We start from the raw sequence: 17,834 nt of genomic DNA, 5'->3' as shown, positions 1-17,834 counted from the left end.
GATGACCGCATCGTTCCTGATCCTGCGTATCGGCGACACCCGCCTCGCGCTGCCGATGACGGCGGTGCGCGAAGTGCTGCCGGTGCTGCCGATCGATGCGCCGCCGGGGTTGCCCGCGCCGGTGTTGGGCTTCGTGTTGTTGCAGGGCGCGCCGGTGCCGGTGGTGGCACCGCTGATGCTGCTCGACCCCATGGCGAGCGTCGGGGCGATCGGGCTGTTTTCGCATCTGGTTCGGTTGCGGGGCGACGGCCCCTGCCTGCTGGTCGACCGCGCGGAGGACGTCGTGCGCGGTGACGTTGCGCCGGTCGATCCGGAAAAGAGCCTGAATGCGGCGATCGTCGGCGAGCTGCCGCTCGGGGACGAGGTTGCCCATGTGATCGCGGCCGACCGACTGCTGCTCGACAGCGAACGCGCGACGCTGGCGGCGCTGACGGTTGCTGCCGCCGCCCGTGCCGACCGGTGGCGCGTCTCATGATCCGCGACGAGGCCTTTGCCGAGGTCAAGGCGCTGGTGATCGCGCGTACCGGCCATCATTACTATATCGACAAGGAAGCGCAGCTCGCCGAACGGATCGCCCATCGTATGGCCGAGACGGGCGATACGACCCTGTCGGCGTATCTCGATCGGCTGCGCGATCCCGACCATGCCGAATGGCCGCTGCTCGAAAGCGCGGTGACGATCAACGAAACCTTTTTCTTCCGCTTCGCCGAGCAGTTCGATGCGCTACGCAACGTCATTCTGCCGCGGCTGATTGCGCGGAACGCGGCGGAGAAGCGGTTGCGCATCTGGAGCGTGGGCTGTTCGACCGGGGCGGAGGCGCATTCGATCGCGATCCTGCTGAACGACCTGCTTGGCGAGGCGATCGGCGAGTGGCGGATCGCGCTGACCGGGACCGATATCGACGATGCGGCGCTGACGGCGGCGCGGCAGGCGGACTATTCTTCATGGGCGCTCCGGACCATGGGCGACGCGGAACGGGCGCGGCTGTTCGACCGGAACGGCGAGCGATACCGGCTGAAGGAGCGGTACCGCGCAACCGCGCGGTTCGAGCGCCATAACCTGTTGTCGCTGATCGACGGTACGGCGGCGCTCGGCTTTACCGAGTACGACCTGATCCTGTGCCGCAACGTCCTGATCTATTTCGCACAGGACCATGCGACGGCGATCGTCGGCGCGCTGGTCGAGCGGCTGGCGCTAGAGGGGTTGCTGCTGCTGGGTCATGCCGAGCCAAATCCGGGGTTCGATGCGGTGGCCGATGCGACGCAAGTGGCGGGTATCCTGGCCTATCGCCCGCGCGGGTCAGTCTTGCGGGTAACCCCGGTCGTTCCGCCGCCAGTGGTAGTGGCGCGGCCCCCTGCTCCGGTACCGCCGCCGATGCCCCGCGCGACAGCCCGGCCGGTCGCGACGCCCAAACCGGTCGTCGAGCGGATGCCGGATGCGGTGGCGCGCTATTTTGCGGCGCTCGACGCGCTGGCAGGCGGGGACCGGGATTCGGCCGAGCGGGCATTTCGCGATGCACTGTATCTCGATGGATCGTTCGCGATGGCGCATTACCAGTTCGGTCATTACCTGTTGGCACAAGGGCGGCAGCCCGACGGCAAACGCAGCCTGACCAATGCGTTGCGCGTCGCCGCCGCACTCGATCCCGCCACCGAGCTGACCGGAGGCGACGGCATGACGGCGGGGGCGATGACCGCCGCGATCCGGCATATCATGGGACGTACGCGATGAGCGCGCCACCGATCGTCGCCGACGGGCTGGACGCCGATGCCATTGCGGCAGTGCTGCGGATACGGCAGCGTGCGGTCGCGGGGGAGCGGATCGCGAGCGATCGACCGACCGAAACGCTGCTGGCGTTCGAACTGGGCGGGGTCGCGCACGGGCTGCCGATCGAGCAGGTGCGGGCGGTGGCGAAGGTGCCAAAGGTTACACGTGTGCCGCATGGTCCGGGGGCGCTGGCCGGGGTGGTCGCATGGCGCGGGGCGGTGGTGAACCTGTTCAATCCGGCGACCGTTCTGGCGCGCGAAGTTGGCACGGCCACTGCGATGATCGTCCTGCGCCACGATGCGCCGCGGATCGCGCTGGCGGTCGATGCCCTGCTGGGCGTGGTCCGCACACCGCGCGACGATGCACCGCCAACATTGTCGCGTCTGGTCGAAGGGGATGGCCAGCGGCTGACCCGCGTCGACCCGGCGCTGCTGATCGCACTGCTACTCCCCGCCCGTCTTCAGGAAGGATAAGGTTTGTCCGTCTCCACCCGGATCGCCGCCGGCTTTGCCGCCCTCACCGCGATCCTGCTCGCCCTCGGCCTCTATGCACTGACGCAGATCGGCGAGGTCCGATCGACCGTCGACCTGATCGTCGAACGCGACCTGTCGTCGATGGAGGAGCTGAACCGTATCGACCATGCCCTGTCGCGCAAGGTCGAACAGCGCGCGGCGCTGGTGCGCGGTTTCCTGACCGGCAACGGCACCGACACCCGCGAAGGCATTGCCGGCTGGCGGGCCGCGATCGACGATGCCGCGCGCGGCATGGCGGAACAGCAACGCGCCGCCGAGACATATCGCACGACTGCGGTTACCGGCCTCAGGTCCGAACAATGGGCGCGGATGGCCCGGCAGCTGGGCGAGGCCGAACGCGCGCTGGTCCGTACCCGCACCGATGTCGAAACGCAGCTGGCCGCCATCCAGGCGGGCGACCGCGCCGCCGTGCTGGCGGTGGATGACGATATCGTGCGCGATCACGCCGCGACGGTCGCCCGGGTCGGACAGGCGCGCGAGACGTTGAACGCCGCGATCGAAAAGGGCCGTGACGCGACCCGCAACGTGTACGACGCCAGCCGCGTGTCGATCGGCATCGGGCTGATCGTCGCGGTGCTGGTCAGCATCGCGATCGCGATCACCATCCGCCGGTCGATCGTCCGCCCCCTCGACGAATTCATGCAGTTCGTCGGGCGAATCGGTGGCGGCGACCTGTCGACCACGACCGACGCGACCGGCAAGGACGAGCTGGGTAAGCTGGGCCGGACGTTGAACGAGATGGTCGGCGGGCTGCGTACCATCGCATCGCAGAACCGCGCCGCGACCAACGATCTGAACGCCGCGACCACCGAAATTCGTGCATCGACGCAGGAGCAGGCGGCGTCGGTCGAGGAACAGTTGGCCGCCGTGCAGGAAACCGCCGCGACCGTCGACGAGATCACCCATAGCGGTGCGCAGATCAGCCGCCGCGCACAGGAAGTGATCGCGCAGGCACAGGCCACCGCGCAGATCAGCGACGCGGGGTTGAGCGCGGTCGGCGATACCGCGCAGGCGATGGTCGCGATCCGCGAACAGGCCGAAGCGGTCGCGACCAACATCGTCGCGCTATCGGAAAAGACGCAGGCGATCGGCGACATCATCGCAACGGTCAACGACGTGTCCGAACGGTCGCACCTGCTGGCGCTGAACGCATCGATCGAGGCGGCGGCGGCGGGCGAACAGGGTCGCAGCTTCGCGATCGTCGCCGCGGAGATGAAGCTGCTCGCCGATCAGGCAAAGGGCGCGACGCGCAACGTCCGCTCGATTTTGGGCGACATTCAACGCGGGATCAATTCGTCGGTGATGCTGACCGAGGAAGCGGTGAAGCGCGTCGCATCGGGCAAGGAACGCACCGATGCCGGCCATGCCGCGATCGAGGAACTGGCCGCGCGGGTGCAGGAGAACGTCCAGACGTTCCAGCAGATCGTCGCGTCGACCAACCAGCAGCAGATCGGCATCGAACAGGTTACGATCGCGCTGCAGAATATCCGCGAGGCATCGCAACAGACCGCGTCGTCGACCCGGCAGCTGGATCAGGCGGCGGGCGATCTGGGCGAATTATCGCGCACGCTGGTCGGGCTGACCGAACGCTACCGGATGTAGGCCATGGACGAATTGCAGGCCGAATTGATGGCGGCGTTCGCGTCGGAGCTGGCGGAGCATATGGCCGGCATCCGCGCGGCGCTGGCCGATGCCGATGCCGGACGGCCGGTCGACCTGCGTGAGTTCAGCCGGCGGGCACACAGCCTGAAAGGCGCGGCGCGGGCAGTCGAACTGCCCGCGACCGAAGCGGCCGCGCATGAGGCCGAGGCGCTGTTGCTGGCAATCGAAAGCGGCGACCGCGCCATGGACGAAGCCGCCATCGTCGAATTGCGGATGCTGGCCGACGCGATCGAGGACGGGGCCGCCCCGCCCGCCGCAGCGACCGACACCGAGCGAGAAATCGAACCCGAACGGCGTGTCGCGATTGCCGGCCACCGCGTCGAACGGCTCGGCCGGTCGCTGCACGTCATGGCGACGCAGGTCGCCGAACAGGGGCAGGTCGCCGAGCGGCTGGACGCATTGTCGCAAGACCTTGCTACGCTGCTCCCTATGCTCGCCAATAGCGGCGATGGCGAAGCCGCGCGGCGATTGCGGCAGGCGACCGGCGAACTCGACCGTATCCGCCGCCTGCACGGTCGGCTGCGCGATGCGCTGGACCGGTCGAGCGCCGAGCTGGAGCGTGATGGCGAGCGGATGCTGTTGCAACCGGTCGCGACGCTGTTTGACGGGCACGAACGCGCGGTGCGCGACCTTGCCGCCGCCGAGGGCAAGATCGCCCGGTTGCAGGTCGCCGATATCGCCGGTGAAGCCGATCGCCGGGTGCTCAACGCGTTGCGCGATCCGCTGCTGCACCTGCTGCGCAACGCCGTCCGCCACGGGATCGAGACCCCGGCGGCCCGGCGTCTCGCGGGCAAGGACGATGCCGGGACCATCGCCGTCGATGCGCGGATCGACCGTGGCCGCCTGACGATCACGGTGCGCGACGATGGAGCGGGGTTGAACGACGCCGCCATTGCCGCACGGGCGCGAGCCGCCGGGCTGATCGCCGCCGATGCCCCGGTGCCGCGCGATCACGCGCTGCACGCGTTGCTGTTCGAACAGGGATTTTCGACTGCCGAACGTCTGGACGAGGTGGCCGGACGCGGCATCGGCCTGTCGGTAGTGGCCGAAGTCGCGCGGCGGCTGCACGGATCGGCGACGATCGCGCGCGGCACAGGTGGCGGGACGATCGTGGCACTCGCGGTACCGGTCGCGCTGACCCGGCGGACGCTGTTGCTGGTCGAGGTCGGCGACATGCGCCTCGCCCTGCCCGCCGATGCGGTACAGCAGGTGCGGCGGATCGACCCGGTCGAATTGTCGCCGAGCGGCAGCGACACGATGGTGACGATCGACGGCACGGCCATTCCGGTGAGCCGGTTGGGCGATATGCTGGCCGTGGCGCATGGTGCCCCGGCCGGCACCCTGCCCGCCGTGATGATCGCCGCCGACGGCGTCCGGCGGATGCTGGTGGTCGATGGCCTGAGTGACGTCCGCGCGCTGCTGATCGGCGATGTCGCGGCGATCGCCGCCGATGTGCCGCTGGTGCTGGGCACGATCCTGTTGAACGGAGAGATCGTGCTGGTGCTGGACCCGGTACAACTGGTGCGCGACCGGCCGGGCACCGCCGCCCTGCCGATCGCCGCCGACGCCGCGCCCGAACCGCATGGCAAGACCATCCTGGTCGTCGATGATTCGATCACCACCCGCACGCTGGAGCGCAGCATCCTCGAGGCGCAGGGCTATCGCGTGCTGATCGAGGTCGATGGCCTTGCCGGGCTGGAGCGGTTGCGATCGGGCCTCGACGCCATCGATCTGGTCGTCGCCGATGTCGAAATGCCGCGGATGGACGGATTCACCTTGCTGGCGGCGATACGGAACGATCCGGCACTCAAAACTTTACCCGTCGTCATGATGACTTCGCGCAACAGCCCCGACGATATCGAACGCGGCCTCAGCCTCGGGGCGGATGCCTATGTCACCAAACAGGATTTCGATCAGGGCAAGTTGATCGGCGTCGTGCAGCAGCTGATCTGACCCGCCGATGCCCGACCGCACCACCCCGGCCCGCGTGATGATCGTCGAGGATTCGATCGTCGTCCGCACGCTGCTGACCCACATCATCAACAGCGACCCGCGTCTGACGGTGGCCGGCGCGTTCGCGACCGCCGAGGATGCGATTGCCGCCTTGCCGGTCGTGCAGCCCGACGTCATTTCGATGGATATCCGACTGCCGGGCATCGACGGGCTGGAGGCGACACGGCGGATCATGGCCGATCGACCGACGCCGATCGTCGTGATTTCTGCCAGCATGGACGGCGGCGCGATGGGCAACAGCATGGACGCGCTCCGCGCCGGCGCATTGTCGGTCGTCGAAAAGCCGGTCGGGCTGGGCGATGCCGCCTATTCACAGGTCGCACGCGAAATCCGCACGCAACTGGCGATCATGAGCGAGGTGGCTGTCGTCCGAAGGCGGATGTGGACCGCGCCGGTCCTGCCGATACCGACGACGCGCCAGCGTGCCCCGGCCGTGTTGCTGGTCGCGGCGTCGACCGGCGGCCCCCCTGCCCTTGCCAGATTGTTCGGGGCGCTGCCCGCCGACCTGTCGCTGCCGGTGCTGTTGGTGCAGCATATGGGGGCCAGTTTCATGACCGGCTTCGCCAGCTGGCTCGACAGCGTCGTGCCGCAGCGGGTCGAAATTGCCGGCCATGGCGACGTGCCGCGCCCCGGCATGATCCACGTTGCGCCGGGCGACGCGCATCTGACCATCGGCAAGGGCGGCACGATGCTGGTCGGACGCGCAGCACCGGTCAACGGCCAGCGCCCGTCCGCCACCCGCCTGATCGAAAGCGGGGCGACCGCCCTCGACGGTGCGGCGATGGCGGTGGTGCTGACCGGCATGGGCGAGGACGGCGCGCCGGGGGTACAGGCGCTGCTGGCGGCGGGCGGGCTGGCGGTGGCGGAGGATGCGAGCAGTTCGGTCGTCTATGGCATGCCCGCCGCCGCACAGCGCATGGGCGCGCTGTCGCTGCCGCTCGACCTGATCGCGCCGCATATCCGCCGCGTGCTGGACCGGACGCGGTGATGGACGGCGCATTGATCCTGCTGGTCGAGGATTCGGAGACGCAGGCGCTGCAATTGCGGCGGATGTTCGAGCGAGCGGGGCTGCGGGTGCAGCGGACCCGCGATGCCGAGACGGCACTGGCGACGCTGAACGATGCCCGACCGGACCTGCTGGTGGTCGATTACCGGTTGCCGGGCATGAACGGCGACGAACTGGTGCGGATCGTGCGGCAGACGGGGGCGACGCGGACGTTGCCGGTGCTGATGCTGACCGGCGACGATGCGTCGGAGGTGGAGCGACAGGGCCTCGACAGCGGGGCGAACGCCTATGTCCCCAAGCGCGGCGGCGGCGAACTGATCGTATCGCGGATTCGTGCGCTGCTGCGCCAGACACGCGGGCGACCGATGGAGGACGGGCCGGCACCGGCGCTGCGGCAGCCGCGATTGTTCCTGCTCGATTCCGTCGATGCGAACCGCGATCCGCTGGTCGAACGGCTGTCGGCCGAAGGGTATCAGGTCGAACGGTGCGCCGATCCGGCGGTAGCGCTGGCGGCGATCGAGGCGGACAGCGCCGATGGTATCCTCGTGATCGAGCGCGAGCGCAGTTTCGCGCTGTCGGCCCGGCTTGATGCATGCCGGGTGGCGCAGGCGAGCGGCATCGCACTGGTCGCGCTGACCGACGATGCCGAACCGGCGACGATGCTGGCGGGCCTTGCCGCCGGGGTCGACGATGTCGTGTCGCGGCGGAGCGACGGCGACATGCTGCTGGTACGGATCCGCGCGATCGTCCGGCGCAAGCTGGCGCGCGACGAAGAGGCCGCCGGCATCGCCCGCGAACGGGCGCAGGCGATCGCACTGGCGCAGGCGCGGGCCGAGGCCGATTCGGCCGAGCGGCTGGCACGGGCCAATGCCGAACTGGCCGGGGCCAATGCCCTGCTGCGCGAAACGCAGGCGCAGCTGGTGCAATCGGCGAAGATGGCGTCGCTAGGCGAACTGGTCGCGGGCATCGCGCACGAGATCAACAATCCGCTGGCCTTCATCCTCGCGCATCAGGCGACCGTGGAACGGGCGGTGGCGGGCGCGCGCGATGCCGACGACGCGAGGCGCTCGACGCTGCTGACCAAGGCGTCGGACCGGCTGACGTCGATCCGGTCGGGGCTGACCCGTATCCAGGAGCTGGTGGTGAAGCTGCGCCGGTTTTCGCGGCTGGACGACGGCGAGGTGTCGCAGATCGACATTCCCGATGCGATCGACGCGGTGCTGACGCTGCTTGCACCACGGCTGGGTACGGTGCGGGTCGTGCGCGACTATGGAGCGGCGCGGATGCTCGAATGTTCGGGGGCGCTGGTCAATCAGGTGGTGATGAACATCGTCGCCAACGCCGCCGACGCGGTCGATCCGGTGACCGGCGAGATCGTGGTCGCGACCGAATCGGTCGACGGTACCTACACCATCCGCATCGATGATAATGGCCCCGGCATCCCCGACGACCGGCGCGAGCGGGTGTTCGAACCGTTCTTCACCACCAAGGATGTCGGCTCCGGCACCGGTCTGGGCCTCGCCATCGCCTACGGCGTGGTGCGCTCGCATGGCGGCACGATCGAGATCGGTCGTGCGGCACGGGGTGGCGCATCGTTCGCGATCAGGATACCGGAACACGCGTAATGGAAACCACCGGTGCCCTGCCCCTGTTGCTGCTGGTCGATGACGAGCGCGAGATTCTCGTCGCGCTGACCGACCTGCTGGAGGACCGGTATCGCATCGTGTCGACCACCTCGCCGGTCGAGGCGCTCGGTCTGGTCGCGGCGCATCCCGACATCGCGGTGATCGTGTCGGACCAGCGGATGCCCGAACTGACCGGCAGCCAGTTCCTGGCGCGCGCGCGGGCGGTGACCGATGCGGAGGCGATCCTGCTGACCGGCTATGCCGATCTGTCGGCGGTCGTCGCGGCGCTGAACGACGGCGCGATCAGCGGCTATGCCAACAAGCCATGGGATGCCGAGGCGTTGACGGCGATGGTCGCCGCCGCCGCCGAACGCCATGCGCTGCGCCGCGCGCTGGCGTTCGAACGCGCGGCGTTTCGCGGGCTGGCCGACGGTTCGGGCGATGCGGTCGCGATCGTCGATGCCGAGGGGCGGATCGTGCGCGGGGAGGATGCCGCGATCGTCCCCGACCCGCGCGATCTGGCGACCCTCGCGCAGGACCGGGTCGATGACGAGGATCGCCACCACCCGCTGCCCGGTGGCGACCGGTGGACGCATATCCGCCGCATCCCGTTTCAGGCAGGCAACGACCGCTATCTGCTGCGGATCGAACGCGACGATACCGAACGGCGGCTGGCGGAACGGCGGCACCATCAGTCGGAAAAGCTGGAGGCGCTCGGCACCCTGTCGGGCGGGATCGCGCACGACTTCAACAACCTGCTGGCGGCGATCATCGGCAATCTGGAACTGGCCGAACGGCGGATCGACGATCGCGACCGGCTGAAACGCTATCTCGCCGCCGCCGGTGAAGCCGCCGGACGCGGCAGCGCGATCACCCGCCGCCTGCTGAGCTTCAGCCGGCAGCGCGATCTGGCCGCCGAAGTCTTCCGCCCCGACGAAGCGATCCAGTCGATCGAGGAACTGATCCTGCGGACCACCGCCGGCCGCATCCGCGTGACCTACGACTTCGCGGAGGAACCATGGTCGGTGCGGACGGATCCGGGGCAGTTCGAGCTGGCGATCCTGAACCTCGCCATCAATGCGCGCGATGCAATGGGCGGTGGCGGCACCGTCCGTATCGCCAGCAGGCACATCGCCGATGCCGCCGCACTGGTGCCGGACCTGCAGGGACCGTTCGTCCGCATCTCGGTCGGCGATACCGGCAGCGGCATGGACGACGCTGTGCGCGCGCGGGTGTTCGAACCGTTCTTCACCACCAAGGCGCAGGGGGCCGGCACCGGGCTGGGCCTGCCGATGGTGCGGGCGATGGCGCGCGCGGCGGGGGGCGACGTCACGATCGACAGTGTCGTCGGTGAGGGGACGACGATCCACATATGGCTGCCCCGCGCCGAAACCGATGCGGCGGCGATTGCCCGCCCCGACCAGCACGACGCCGTTCCGCGCCGGCTGTTGCTGGTCGAGGACGATCCCGAAGTGCGCGCAGTCGTCGCCGCACAGCTGGAAGCGGTCGGGCACAGCGTCACGGTGCAGGGATCGGCGCGCGCCGCGGTAGAGGCGCTGGAGGCGGGCGAACGGTTCGATCTGGTGCTGACCGATTACGCCATGCCCGACCTGTCGGGGATCGACGTCGCCAACCGGGTGCGGTCCTGCTGTCCGACCATGCCGGTGCTGCTGATCACCGGCTTTGCGGAAATCGGCGATACGTCGATTGGGGTACCGGTGCTGACCAAGCCGTTCACCGGCGACCAGCTGCACGCGGCGATCGCTGCGGTGCTGGTTACTGCCGACAACGCACGCGGCTGAACGGCGGGCCGCCGGTATCGATGGTCAGCCGGTTCCCGGCGACCGTCAGCGTCTGCGTCGCGGTCCAGCGTTCGCCCTCCCCGTCATAATCGGCGAGAATGCGGATGCGATCGGCACCAAGCGGTTCGACCCGCGTCACCCGCCCGGCGCTTTCGTGGAACAGGATTTCGTGCGGCGTGACCCTGACCCCCTCGATCGAGGCGGCGGGGCGGGCGCAGGCGGCGGCGTCGGTGTTCCAGTTGCCGGTAAAGCTTGCGGGGATCGTCGCTGCCGTCTCACCGGGCGGCGGCGCGGGCGTGCCGGTAAAGGCACAGCCGCGCACGGTCCGGCCGGCGAGCGTCAGCGTACCGCTATAGTCGCGCGGCGCGCCCGACATATCGTCTTCGCAAGCGGCGCGGGTCGCGGTGACGACGACGGTGCCGCCATCGTCGCGCGCGGTCCAGCTTCGTCGGTCGGCGGCGATTTCGCGATCGGTGATCGGCAAGCGCCGCTCGGCCATGTCGACGCCGCTGAGAACGATCGTGTCGGCTGCGACCCTTGCGGAATAGAAGGGTTCGTTGGTCGCCACGGTGATCCGGTCGGGTACGGTCGAGGTGACCGGCGGTGGGACAATCGCCGCGGTCGAGCGTGGTGTGGGCGTTGCCGCCGGTGCGGAATCGCGGCGGTCGTTGCAGCCGGCCAGCGCCAGCGCGATCAGCACGGCCGTGGTAGCGGTTCCCCGCAGGGGAACGGCCGGCACGGAGTTCGGCGCATGGCTGTCGCGGACGTCTCGGGCGGCTCCGGGGCAACGGGGATTTCGCCTATCGCGGTTCGCCACGACGGCCTCCGCTGCTCACCCGGTCGTCGCGGCCGGCGAGCATCGCCACCTCCGCCTCCAGTCGCGGCACCGGATCGGCGGGACGATAGGCGGGAAAGGCGATGACGTCGTTCACCACCGCCACCTGCCCGCCGAGCGCCGTTGCGGCGAACAGCGTGCGGGCAAAGGCGGTCGGGATACGGATACAGCCATGCGACGCGGGGAAGCCGGGAAGATTGCCGGCGTGCAGCGCCATCCCGTCCCACGTCAACCGCTGCATGAACGGCATCGGCGCGTTGTTATACAGGTTGGAGCGGTGAAACGGCCGTTTTTGCAGGATGGCATATTCGCCGATCGGCGTGGTCTTGCCCGGCTTGCCGGTCGATACCGTCGTTGCCCCGATCAGCACATCGCCGCGATAGACGAACGCCATCTGCATCGGCACGCTGACGACGATGCTGACCGGTCCCGGCAGGGTCGGATCATCGGACCAGCGATGCGCGCCCGGCCGCATGGTCAGCGCCGCACGCTCGACCGCCAGCACATCCGATCGCTGCGCCACGGCCGGCAGCGGCAGCAGCGCCAGCGCGAGTCCAAGACGAAGGGCGAAAATCACGCGTCGAGTATCACCCAGCCGCAGCCCGAACGCAAATATGGACGGTATCAACTGCAACGGAGTCGACCGCCCGTGGCATCGCCGCGACCAGTGACGCAACCGATTACCCGGCGTTAATTGAATGGAACCGGTTCGTACCGTATCTGGGGGAGCCATAACGGTTTGACGAGGATTTGGATGCAGGACGAAGCGGTTCGATCGCGGCGGGCAGTGCTGAAGGCAGCAGGAGGCCTTGCGGGGCTGGTGCTGGCACAGGGCTGTACCAAGAATGCGATCGTGCCCGTCGCGCAGAATCTGCCGGTCGGGCCGATGCCGCAGCGACTGGCATCGGCGGCGGTTCCTGCCGCACCGGTCAGGAAGATGCTGGCACCGCCGACGGTGAATCCCGGCTTGTTCGAACGCGCCCACGCCGCGCTGCAACGCCATGGCGGCACGGTCCGCAAGACCGACCGGATCGCCATCGCCGATTTCGCAGTCGACTCCGCGCATCCGCGCTTCCAGTTCATCGACATGTACAGTGGCGTCGTGTCTGCGATGCGCGTCTCGCACGGCAGCGGATCGGACCCGCGCCATCGCGGGATGCTCGACCGGTTCAGCAACGTGCCCGATTCGAATGCGACGTCGGAAGGCGCGTTCGTCACCGAGAATTACTATATCGGCAAGCATGGCCGGTCGCAGCGGCTGGTCGGGCTGGACCATACCAACGACAATGCGTTGATGCGCGCGATCGTCATCCATGGCGCATGGTATGCCAATCCGGAAATGATCGCGCAGCACGGCAAGCTGGGCCGCAGCCAGGGCTGTTTCGCCGTCGCCGAAGGCGATCTGGCGCGGGTGTTCGACCTGATCGGTGAAGGCCGGATGATCTACGCCGCCAAGGTCTGATCCTCGCTGGCGATAGCCGGCCAAGGTCTCTAGGTTGCGGGCATGACCGCCCACCCGTTCCATTCGATCCATACCCATGGTCTGCTCCGCGTGGGGGCCTGTACCCCGCTGGCGAGCGTGGGCGATCCCGCCGCCAACGGCCGCGCCGCGATCGTGCTGGCGCAAGAGGGGCATGCGGCCGGCGCCGACCTGCTGGTCTTTCCCGAACTGAACCTCACCTCCTATGCGATCGACGACCTGCATCTGCAGGACGTGCTGTGCGACGCGACCGAGGCGGCGCTGGCGGCGGTGGTCGCGGCGAGTGCCGACCTGCGCCCGGCGCTGCTGCTCGGCGCGGCGCTGCGGCGCAACGGGCGGCTGTATAATTGCGCGGTGGCCGTGGCGCGCGGACGGGTGCTCGGCGTCGTGCCCAAGACCTATCTGCCCAACTACCGCGAATATTACGAGAAACGCTGGTTCGCACCCGGTGCCGGGCTGACCGGACTGACGATGCGTGTCGGCGGGCAGGACGTTCCGTTCGGTACCGACCTGATCTTCGCCGCCGATGACCTGCCGGATTTCGTCTTCCATGCCGAGATTTGCGAGGATTTCTGGTCCCCCCTGCCCCCGTCGACGGCGGGCGCGCTGGCCGGGGCGCTGGTGCTGTGCAACCTGTCGGCGTCGAACATCGTCATCGGCAAGGCGCGCGACCGCGAGATGCTGTGCGCGTCGCAATCGGCGCGGACCATGTCGGCCTATGTCTATTCGGCGGCGGGCATGGGCGAAAGCACGACCGATCTGTCATGGGACGGACAGGGCACGATCCACGAACTGGGCGAGTTGCTGGTCGCCTCCGACCGGTTCGATCGCGCGGCGGGCATCGTCTATGCCGATGTCGATCTGGAACGGTTGCGGCTAGAACGGATGCGGACCGGCACGTTCAACGACTGTGCCACCGCCAGCGGCCATCCCGAAACCCGGTTCCGCCGGATCGGGTTCGATCATGCACCAGCCTATGAGGATATCGGGCTGCTGCGCCCGGTCCGCCGCTATCCGTTCGTGCCGAACACCCCCGAGCGGCTCGACGACGATTGTTACGAGGCGTTCAACATCCAGGTTGAGGGACTGCGCCAGCGACTGGTCGCGTCGGGCACCAAGCGGCTGGTGATCGGCGTATCGGGCGGGCTGGATTCGACCCATGCGCTGATCGTCGCGGCCAAGGCGTTCGACCGTCTGGAGCGGCCGCGCACCGACATTCTCGGCTTTACCATGCCGGGCTTTGCGACCGGTGAGACGACCAGAAGCAATGCGTGGAAGCTCATGCGCGCGCTGGGCATCACCGGCGACGAGATCGACATCCGCCCGGCCGCGCAGCAGATGCTGGCCGATATGGACCACCCCTTTGCGAAGGGCGAGCCGGTCTATGACGTGACGTTCGAGAATGTGCAGGCTGGCCTGCGCACCGATTATCTGTTCCGGTTGGCGAACCAGCGCGAGGGACTGGTGCTGGGCACCGGCGACCTGTCCGAGCTGGCGCTGGGGTGGTGTACCTATGGCGTCGGCGATCATATGAGCCATTATGGCGTCAATGCCGGCGTGCCGAAGACGCTGATCCAGTATCTGATCCGCTGGGTGATCCGCACCGACCAGTTCGATGCCGATACCGATGCGGTGCTCGACGCGATCCTCAACACCGAGATTTCGCCCGAACTGGTGCCGGCGGATTCGTCGGGCAGGATGCAGAGCACCGAGGACCGGGTCGGCCCCTATGCGCTGAACGATTTCTTCCTGCATCATGTCGTGCGCTTCGGGATGCGGCCGTCGAAGATCGCCTTCCTGTGCTGGCATGCGTGGCGCGATGCGGCGGCGGGTCGCTGGCCGATCGACTTTCCGGACGATGCGAAAGGGAGCTACGATTTGCCGGTGATCGCCGCGTGGCTGGAAAAGTTCCTGTGGCGGTTCTTTCAGACCGGCCAGTTCAAGCGGTCGGCGCTGCCCAACGGCCCAAAGGTTTCGGGCGGCGGGGCACTGTCGCCGCGCGGCGACTGGCGCGCGCCGTCCGATGGCGTCGCCGGGCCGTGGATGGCGGAGCTAAAGGCGGGGTTGCCGCCGCTCTAGCCCTGCGCCCGCGCCGTCCGCTCCGACGCCGAACCGCCGAGCGCCCAGCGCAGGACGCACGCCATGCCGTGTGCGCCGGTGCGCACGCCGACGCCGTTGCCCTGCAATTCCAGCATCGCCCGCGCCCATGGCGGCAACAGGTCGATCGCCGCAGCGGTGTTGAGCGCGCCGAACCCCTTCAACAACGGGTTGGGCAGCGGCTGGTGCAGCAGCGCATCGCGCACCGTGCGCGTCCGTTCGTCGCAGCGCAGTTCGCGCCGCACCGACAACAGCCATGCATCGACCGCCGCCCGGCTGTCGGGCACGTCGGTCGCGCCCAGCCGTTCGGCCACCACGACATTCTCGGCGAAATACCGGTCCTGATCGGCGCGCGACAGCGTCGGATCGCGATAGCGCAGATAGGCGCGCAGGAACGAATCGGTCTCGGCGACATGCACCCACGTCAGCAGGTGCGGATCGTTGGCGTCATAGCGCGTGCCATCGGGCAGCACGCCGTTGACCCGGTCATGGATCTGCCGGACCCTGCCGATCAGCCGATTTGCCTCGACCGTGCTGCCATAGGTGGTGGCGGCGATGAACTGCGCGGTCCGTTTCAGCCGGCCGAGCATGTCGCGCTGGAAATTGCTGTGATCCCATACCCCCGCCAGCGCACCGGGGTGCAGCATCTGCACCAGCAGTGCCGCGGTGCCGCCGATCATCATCGACGAAAAATCGCCATGGACGCGCCAGCTGACCGATTGCGGCCCGAACAGTCCATCATCGCCAGGCGGCCGGGTCAGGTCGATCGCGCCGTCCCCCGCCCCGGTCAACAATCGGACTTGGCGGGCAATGGCTTGGCGGACGGGGTTCATGGGATGTGCAACGACCGGTGGCCGGATCGGGGTCCGTGCCGCGGTGGAACCAATGTATACGTTCGCGACCTATAGGCAAAACCTCGAACCGGTAGATCCCGTCCATGCATGCGCCGTCCAGCCCGGAAAAACCGCTCGATCCCGTACCCCGGCAACCGGCAATGGCCGAAGGCGACATGCGCGACCCGGCGAACGGCATCTTTTTCGCGGCGGTCAAGACGACGCGGATGCCGATGATCGTGACCGATCCCAAACAGGACGACAATCCGATCATCTTTGCCAACCCCGCTTTCCTGCAGATGACCGGCTATGCGGCGGACGAGGTGCTGGGCCGGAATTGCCGGTTTCTGCAGGGACCGGAGACCGATCCCGAGACAATCGCCGAAATCTCCGATGCCATCCGCCAGCGGCGCGAGACATCGGTAGAGATCATCAACTACAAGAAGAACGGCAGCGCGTTCTGGAACGCCTTGTTCGTGTCTCCGGTGCTGGATGGCGAAGGCGAGTTGCGATATTTCTTTGCCTCGCAGCTCGACGTTACCCGCCGTCGCGATGCCGAGGAAGGGTTGCGGCAGGCGCAGAAGATGGAGGCGGTCGGACAATTGACCGGGGGCATCGCGCATGACTTCAACAATCTTCTGACCGTCATCCAAGGGTTCACCGACGTCGTGCTGACGCAGGTCGAGCGCAGCGGCGAAAAGCCGATCGATCCGGCACGGACCACCCGGTCGCTGCGTGCCGTAGCGGAGGCGGCGGAACGCGGTGCCGAACTCACACAGCAACTCCTCGCCTTCTCGCGCAAGCAGAAGCTGTCGGGCCGGGTCACCAATATCGACGACCTGATCGCGAATCTGTTGCCGATGCTGAAACGCACGATCCGGTCGACACCGATCGACATCGACGTGAGGCCGTGCGGCAGCGACTGCAATGCCCGGATAGATCCCGTGCAGGCCGAAACCGCAATCCTCAACATCCTGATGAATGCCCGCGACGCCATGCCCGATGGCGGAACGGTGACGATCGCCGCCGAACACAAATGCATCGACGGCACCGACGAGCGTTTCGCCGACGCGCGTGCCGGCCAGTATATCGGCCTGTCGATCGCCGACACCGGATCGGGCATGGCCCCGGACGTGCTGGCGCGGGCGGCCGAACCGTTCTTCACGACCAAGGATCAGGGCAAGGGCACCGGCCTGGGCCTGTCGATGGTCTATGGGTTCATGAAACAGTCGAACGGCGCGCTGCGGATCGAGTCCGGGGAAGGCAAGGGCACGACCGTCCACCTGCTGTTCCCGGCGGCGACCGATGCTGCCGAACCGATCCGTCGTGGCCTGACGCATAGCGGACGCGAACCACGCGGCGACGAGACGGTGCTGGTCGTCGAGGATCAGCCCGATATCGGCGATCTGGCCGAATCGATCCTGAACGATGTTGGCTATCGCGTCGTGCGTGCTGGCAACGGTCCTGAAGCGATCGACATTCTGGACATGGGAACGGCAATCGACCTGTTGTTCACCGACCTGATCATGCCGGGCGGCATGAACGGGGTCATGCTGGCGCGCGAGGCAAAACGACAGCGCCCCCGGCTGAAGGTCCTGCTGACGACCGGCTATGCGGAGGCGTCGATCGAGCGGGTGGATGCGCGGGGCACCGAGTTCGATCTGATCGGAAAGCCGTATAAGCGTGCCGATCTGATCGCCCGCATCCGGCAGGTGCTGGACGGTGCGATGGGGGCCGGTTGAACAAAACGCCAAGCCCTTTTACTGCAAGTGTCCCGCTGCGATTGTCGTCGTCGGGTCGCATCATGACCACGAAAGGCCACCCGTTGGCGACGAATGCCGATTTCGATGCCCCCAAGCGGCCCGATGCCCATTCGGTGTCGGACCTGGGACCGGACGTGACCGCATGCGATCGCGAGGCGATCCATATTCCCGGCGCGATCCAGCCGCATGGCGTGCTGTTGATCGTCGATCCCGGACAGGACCGGATCGTGGGTGGCGCGGGCGACGTCGACGGCTTGCTGGGCGGTGGCTGGCTGGGTGGACCGATCGGCACGCTGATCGGTGCCGATGCCCTTGCCGTGCTGCGGTCGACGATCGTCGGCCCGGTGTCGCTCGGCACGATCAACGACCGTGCGCTTTCGGTCGTTGCCAGTCGGGCGGATCCGTACTGGCTGGTGGA

At 67.9% G+C, this 17,834-nt stretch carries 14 protein-coding genes and 1 pseudogene; 12 read left to right on the top strand and 3 right to left on the bottom strand.

Annotation, left to right across the window (positions count from 1 at the left end; genetic code table 11):
* Window position 1: 1 nt before the first annotated feature.
* The 8 genes from ASE91_RS13690 to ASE91_RS13655 are packed head-to-tail and all read left to right on the top strand — an operon-like array spanning window position 2 to window position 10,408.
* Entirely contained in the window at window positions 2-475 is a 474-nt protein-coding gene (locus tag ASE91_RS13690) for a chemotaxis protein CheW (protein WP_056626976.1), read from the top strand.
* The gene (locus ASE91_RS13685) at window positions 472-1,731 is read left to right on the top strand and encodes a CheR family methyltransferase (RefSeq protein ID WP_056626974.1); all 1,260 of its coding nucleotides are present in this window, start codon (window positions 472-474) and stop codon (window positions 1,729-1,731) included. Before ASE91_RS13690 ends, ASE91_RS13685 begins: the two co-directional genes overlap by 4 nt.
* Entirely contained in the window at window positions 1,728-2,240 is a 513-nt protein-coding gene (locus ASE91_RS13680; RefSeq protein ID WP_056626973.1) for a chemotaxis protein CheW, read from the top strand. Before ASE91_RS13685 ends, ASE91_RS13680 begins: the two co-directional genes overlap by 4 nt.
* Before the next feature lie 3 nt (window positions 2,241-2,243).
* Window positions 2,244-3,902: a methyl-accepting chemotaxis protein gene (locus ASE91_RS13675; protein WP_056626970.1), complete on the top strand. Its 1,659-nt coding sequence runs from the start codon at window positions 2,244-2,246 to the stop codon at window positions 3,900-3,902.
* Window positions 3,903-3,905: 3 nt separating this feature from the next.
* Window positions 3,906-5,915 (top strand): hybrid sensor histidine kinase/response regulator, encoded by a 2,010-nt coding sequence (locus ASE91_RS13670; protein WP_056626968.1) that lies wholly within the window; start codon window positions 3,906-3,908, stop codon window positions 5,913-5,915.
* Window positions 5,916-5,922: 7 nt separating this feature from the next.
* Window positions 5,923-6,963 carry a chemotaxis protein CheB gene (locus ASE91_RS13665; protein ID WP_200910763.1) on the top strand — a complete coding sequence of 347 codons (1,041 nt, stop codon included), beginning with the start codon at window positions 5,923-5,925 and terminating at the stop codon, window positions 6,961-6,963.
* Window positions 6,963-8,606, top strand: a complete 1,644-nt coding sequence (locus tag ASE91_RS13660) for a response regulator (protein WP_056626967.1) — start codon at window positions 6,963-6,965, stop codon at window positions 8,604-8,606. The genes ASE91_RS13665 and ASE91_RS13660 overlap by 1 nt, the downstream gene beginning before the upstream one ends.
* Complete coding sequence (locus tag ASE91_RS13655) at window positions 8,606-10,408, top strand: response regulator (protein ID WP_056626965.1); 1,803 nt, start codon at window positions 8,606-8,608, stop codon at window positions 10,406-10,408. Before ASE91_RS13660 ends, ASE91_RS13655 begins: the two co-directional genes overlap by 1 nt.
* Here the strand turns inward: ASE91_RS13655 and ASE91_RS13650 are convergent.
* Window positions 10,383-11,147, bottom strand: a complete 765-nt coding sequence (locus ASE91_RS13650; RefSeq protein WP_235530486.1) for a COG3650 family protein — start codon at window positions 11,145-11,147, stop codon at window positions 10,383-10,385. The two genes, ASE91_RS13655 and ASE91_RS13650, sit on opposite strands and share 26 nt — an antisense overlap.
* A gap of 61 nt (window positions 11,148-11,208) precedes the next feature.
* Window positions 11,209-11,820, bottom strand: coding sequence for a L,D-transpeptidase family protein (locus ASE91_RS13645; RefSeq protein ID WP_056626961.1), 612 nt, complete (start codon window positions 11,818-11,820; stop codon window positions 11,209-11,211).
* Between the two features lie 177 nt (window positions 11,821-11,997).
* Between ASE91_RS13645 and ASE91_RS13640 the strand changes: the two genes are divergently transcribed.
* Together ASE91_RS13640 and ASE91_RS13635 are read left to right on the top strand one after the other, a co-directional pair.
* Complete coding sequence (locus tag ASE91_RS13640) at window positions 11,998-12,705, top strand: murein L,D-transpeptidase catalytic domain family protein (protein WP_056626959.1); 708 nt, start codon at window positions 11,998-12,000, stop codon at window positions 12,703-12,705.
* A gap of 42 nt (window positions 12,706-12,747) precedes the next feature.
* Window positions 12,748-14,802 (top strand): NAD(+) synthase, encoded by a 2,055-nt coding sequence (locus tag ASE91_RS13635; RefSeq protein ID WP_056626954.1) that lies wholly within the window; start codon window positions 12,748-12,750, stop codon window positions 14,800-14,802.
* Here the strand turns inward: ASE91_RS13635 and ASE91_RS13630 are convergent.
* A complete protein-coding gene (locus ASE91_RS13630; RefSeq protein ID WP_056626952.1) occupies window positions 14,799-15,653 on the bottom strand; it encodes an oxygenase MpaB family protein in 855 nt (284 codons plus the stop codon). The two genes, ASE91_RS13635 and ASE91_RS13630, sit on opposite strands and share 4 nt — an antisense overlap.
* Window positions 15,654-15,814: 161 nt before the next feature.
* On the opposite strand from ASE91_RS13630, the gene ASE91_RS13625 reads away from it, so the two are divergent.
* Together ASE91_RS13625 and ASE91_RS20705 are read left to right on the top strand one after the other, a co-directional pair.
* Complete coding sequence (locus ASE91_RS13625) at window positions 15,815-17,395, top strand: histidine kinase famiy protein (protein ID WP_156357858.1); 1,581 nt, start codon at window positions 15,815-15,817, stop codon at window positions 17,393-17,395.
* Window positions 17,396-17,457: 62 nt separating this feature from the next.
* Window positions 17,458-17,834 (top strand): annotated as a pseudogene (locus ASE91_RS20705) (hypothetical protein); the annotation flags it as partial.

The organism is Sphingomonas sp. Leaf62 (assembly GCF_001421915.1).
In the GTDB taxonomy this organism is placed as follows: Bacteria; Pseudomonadota; Alphaproteobacteria; order Sphingomonadales; family Sphingomonadaceae; genus Sphingomonas.
The sequence above is the reverse complement of the archived record's forward strand: the minus strand, read 5'-3'. Positions and strand labels throughout refer to the sequence as shown.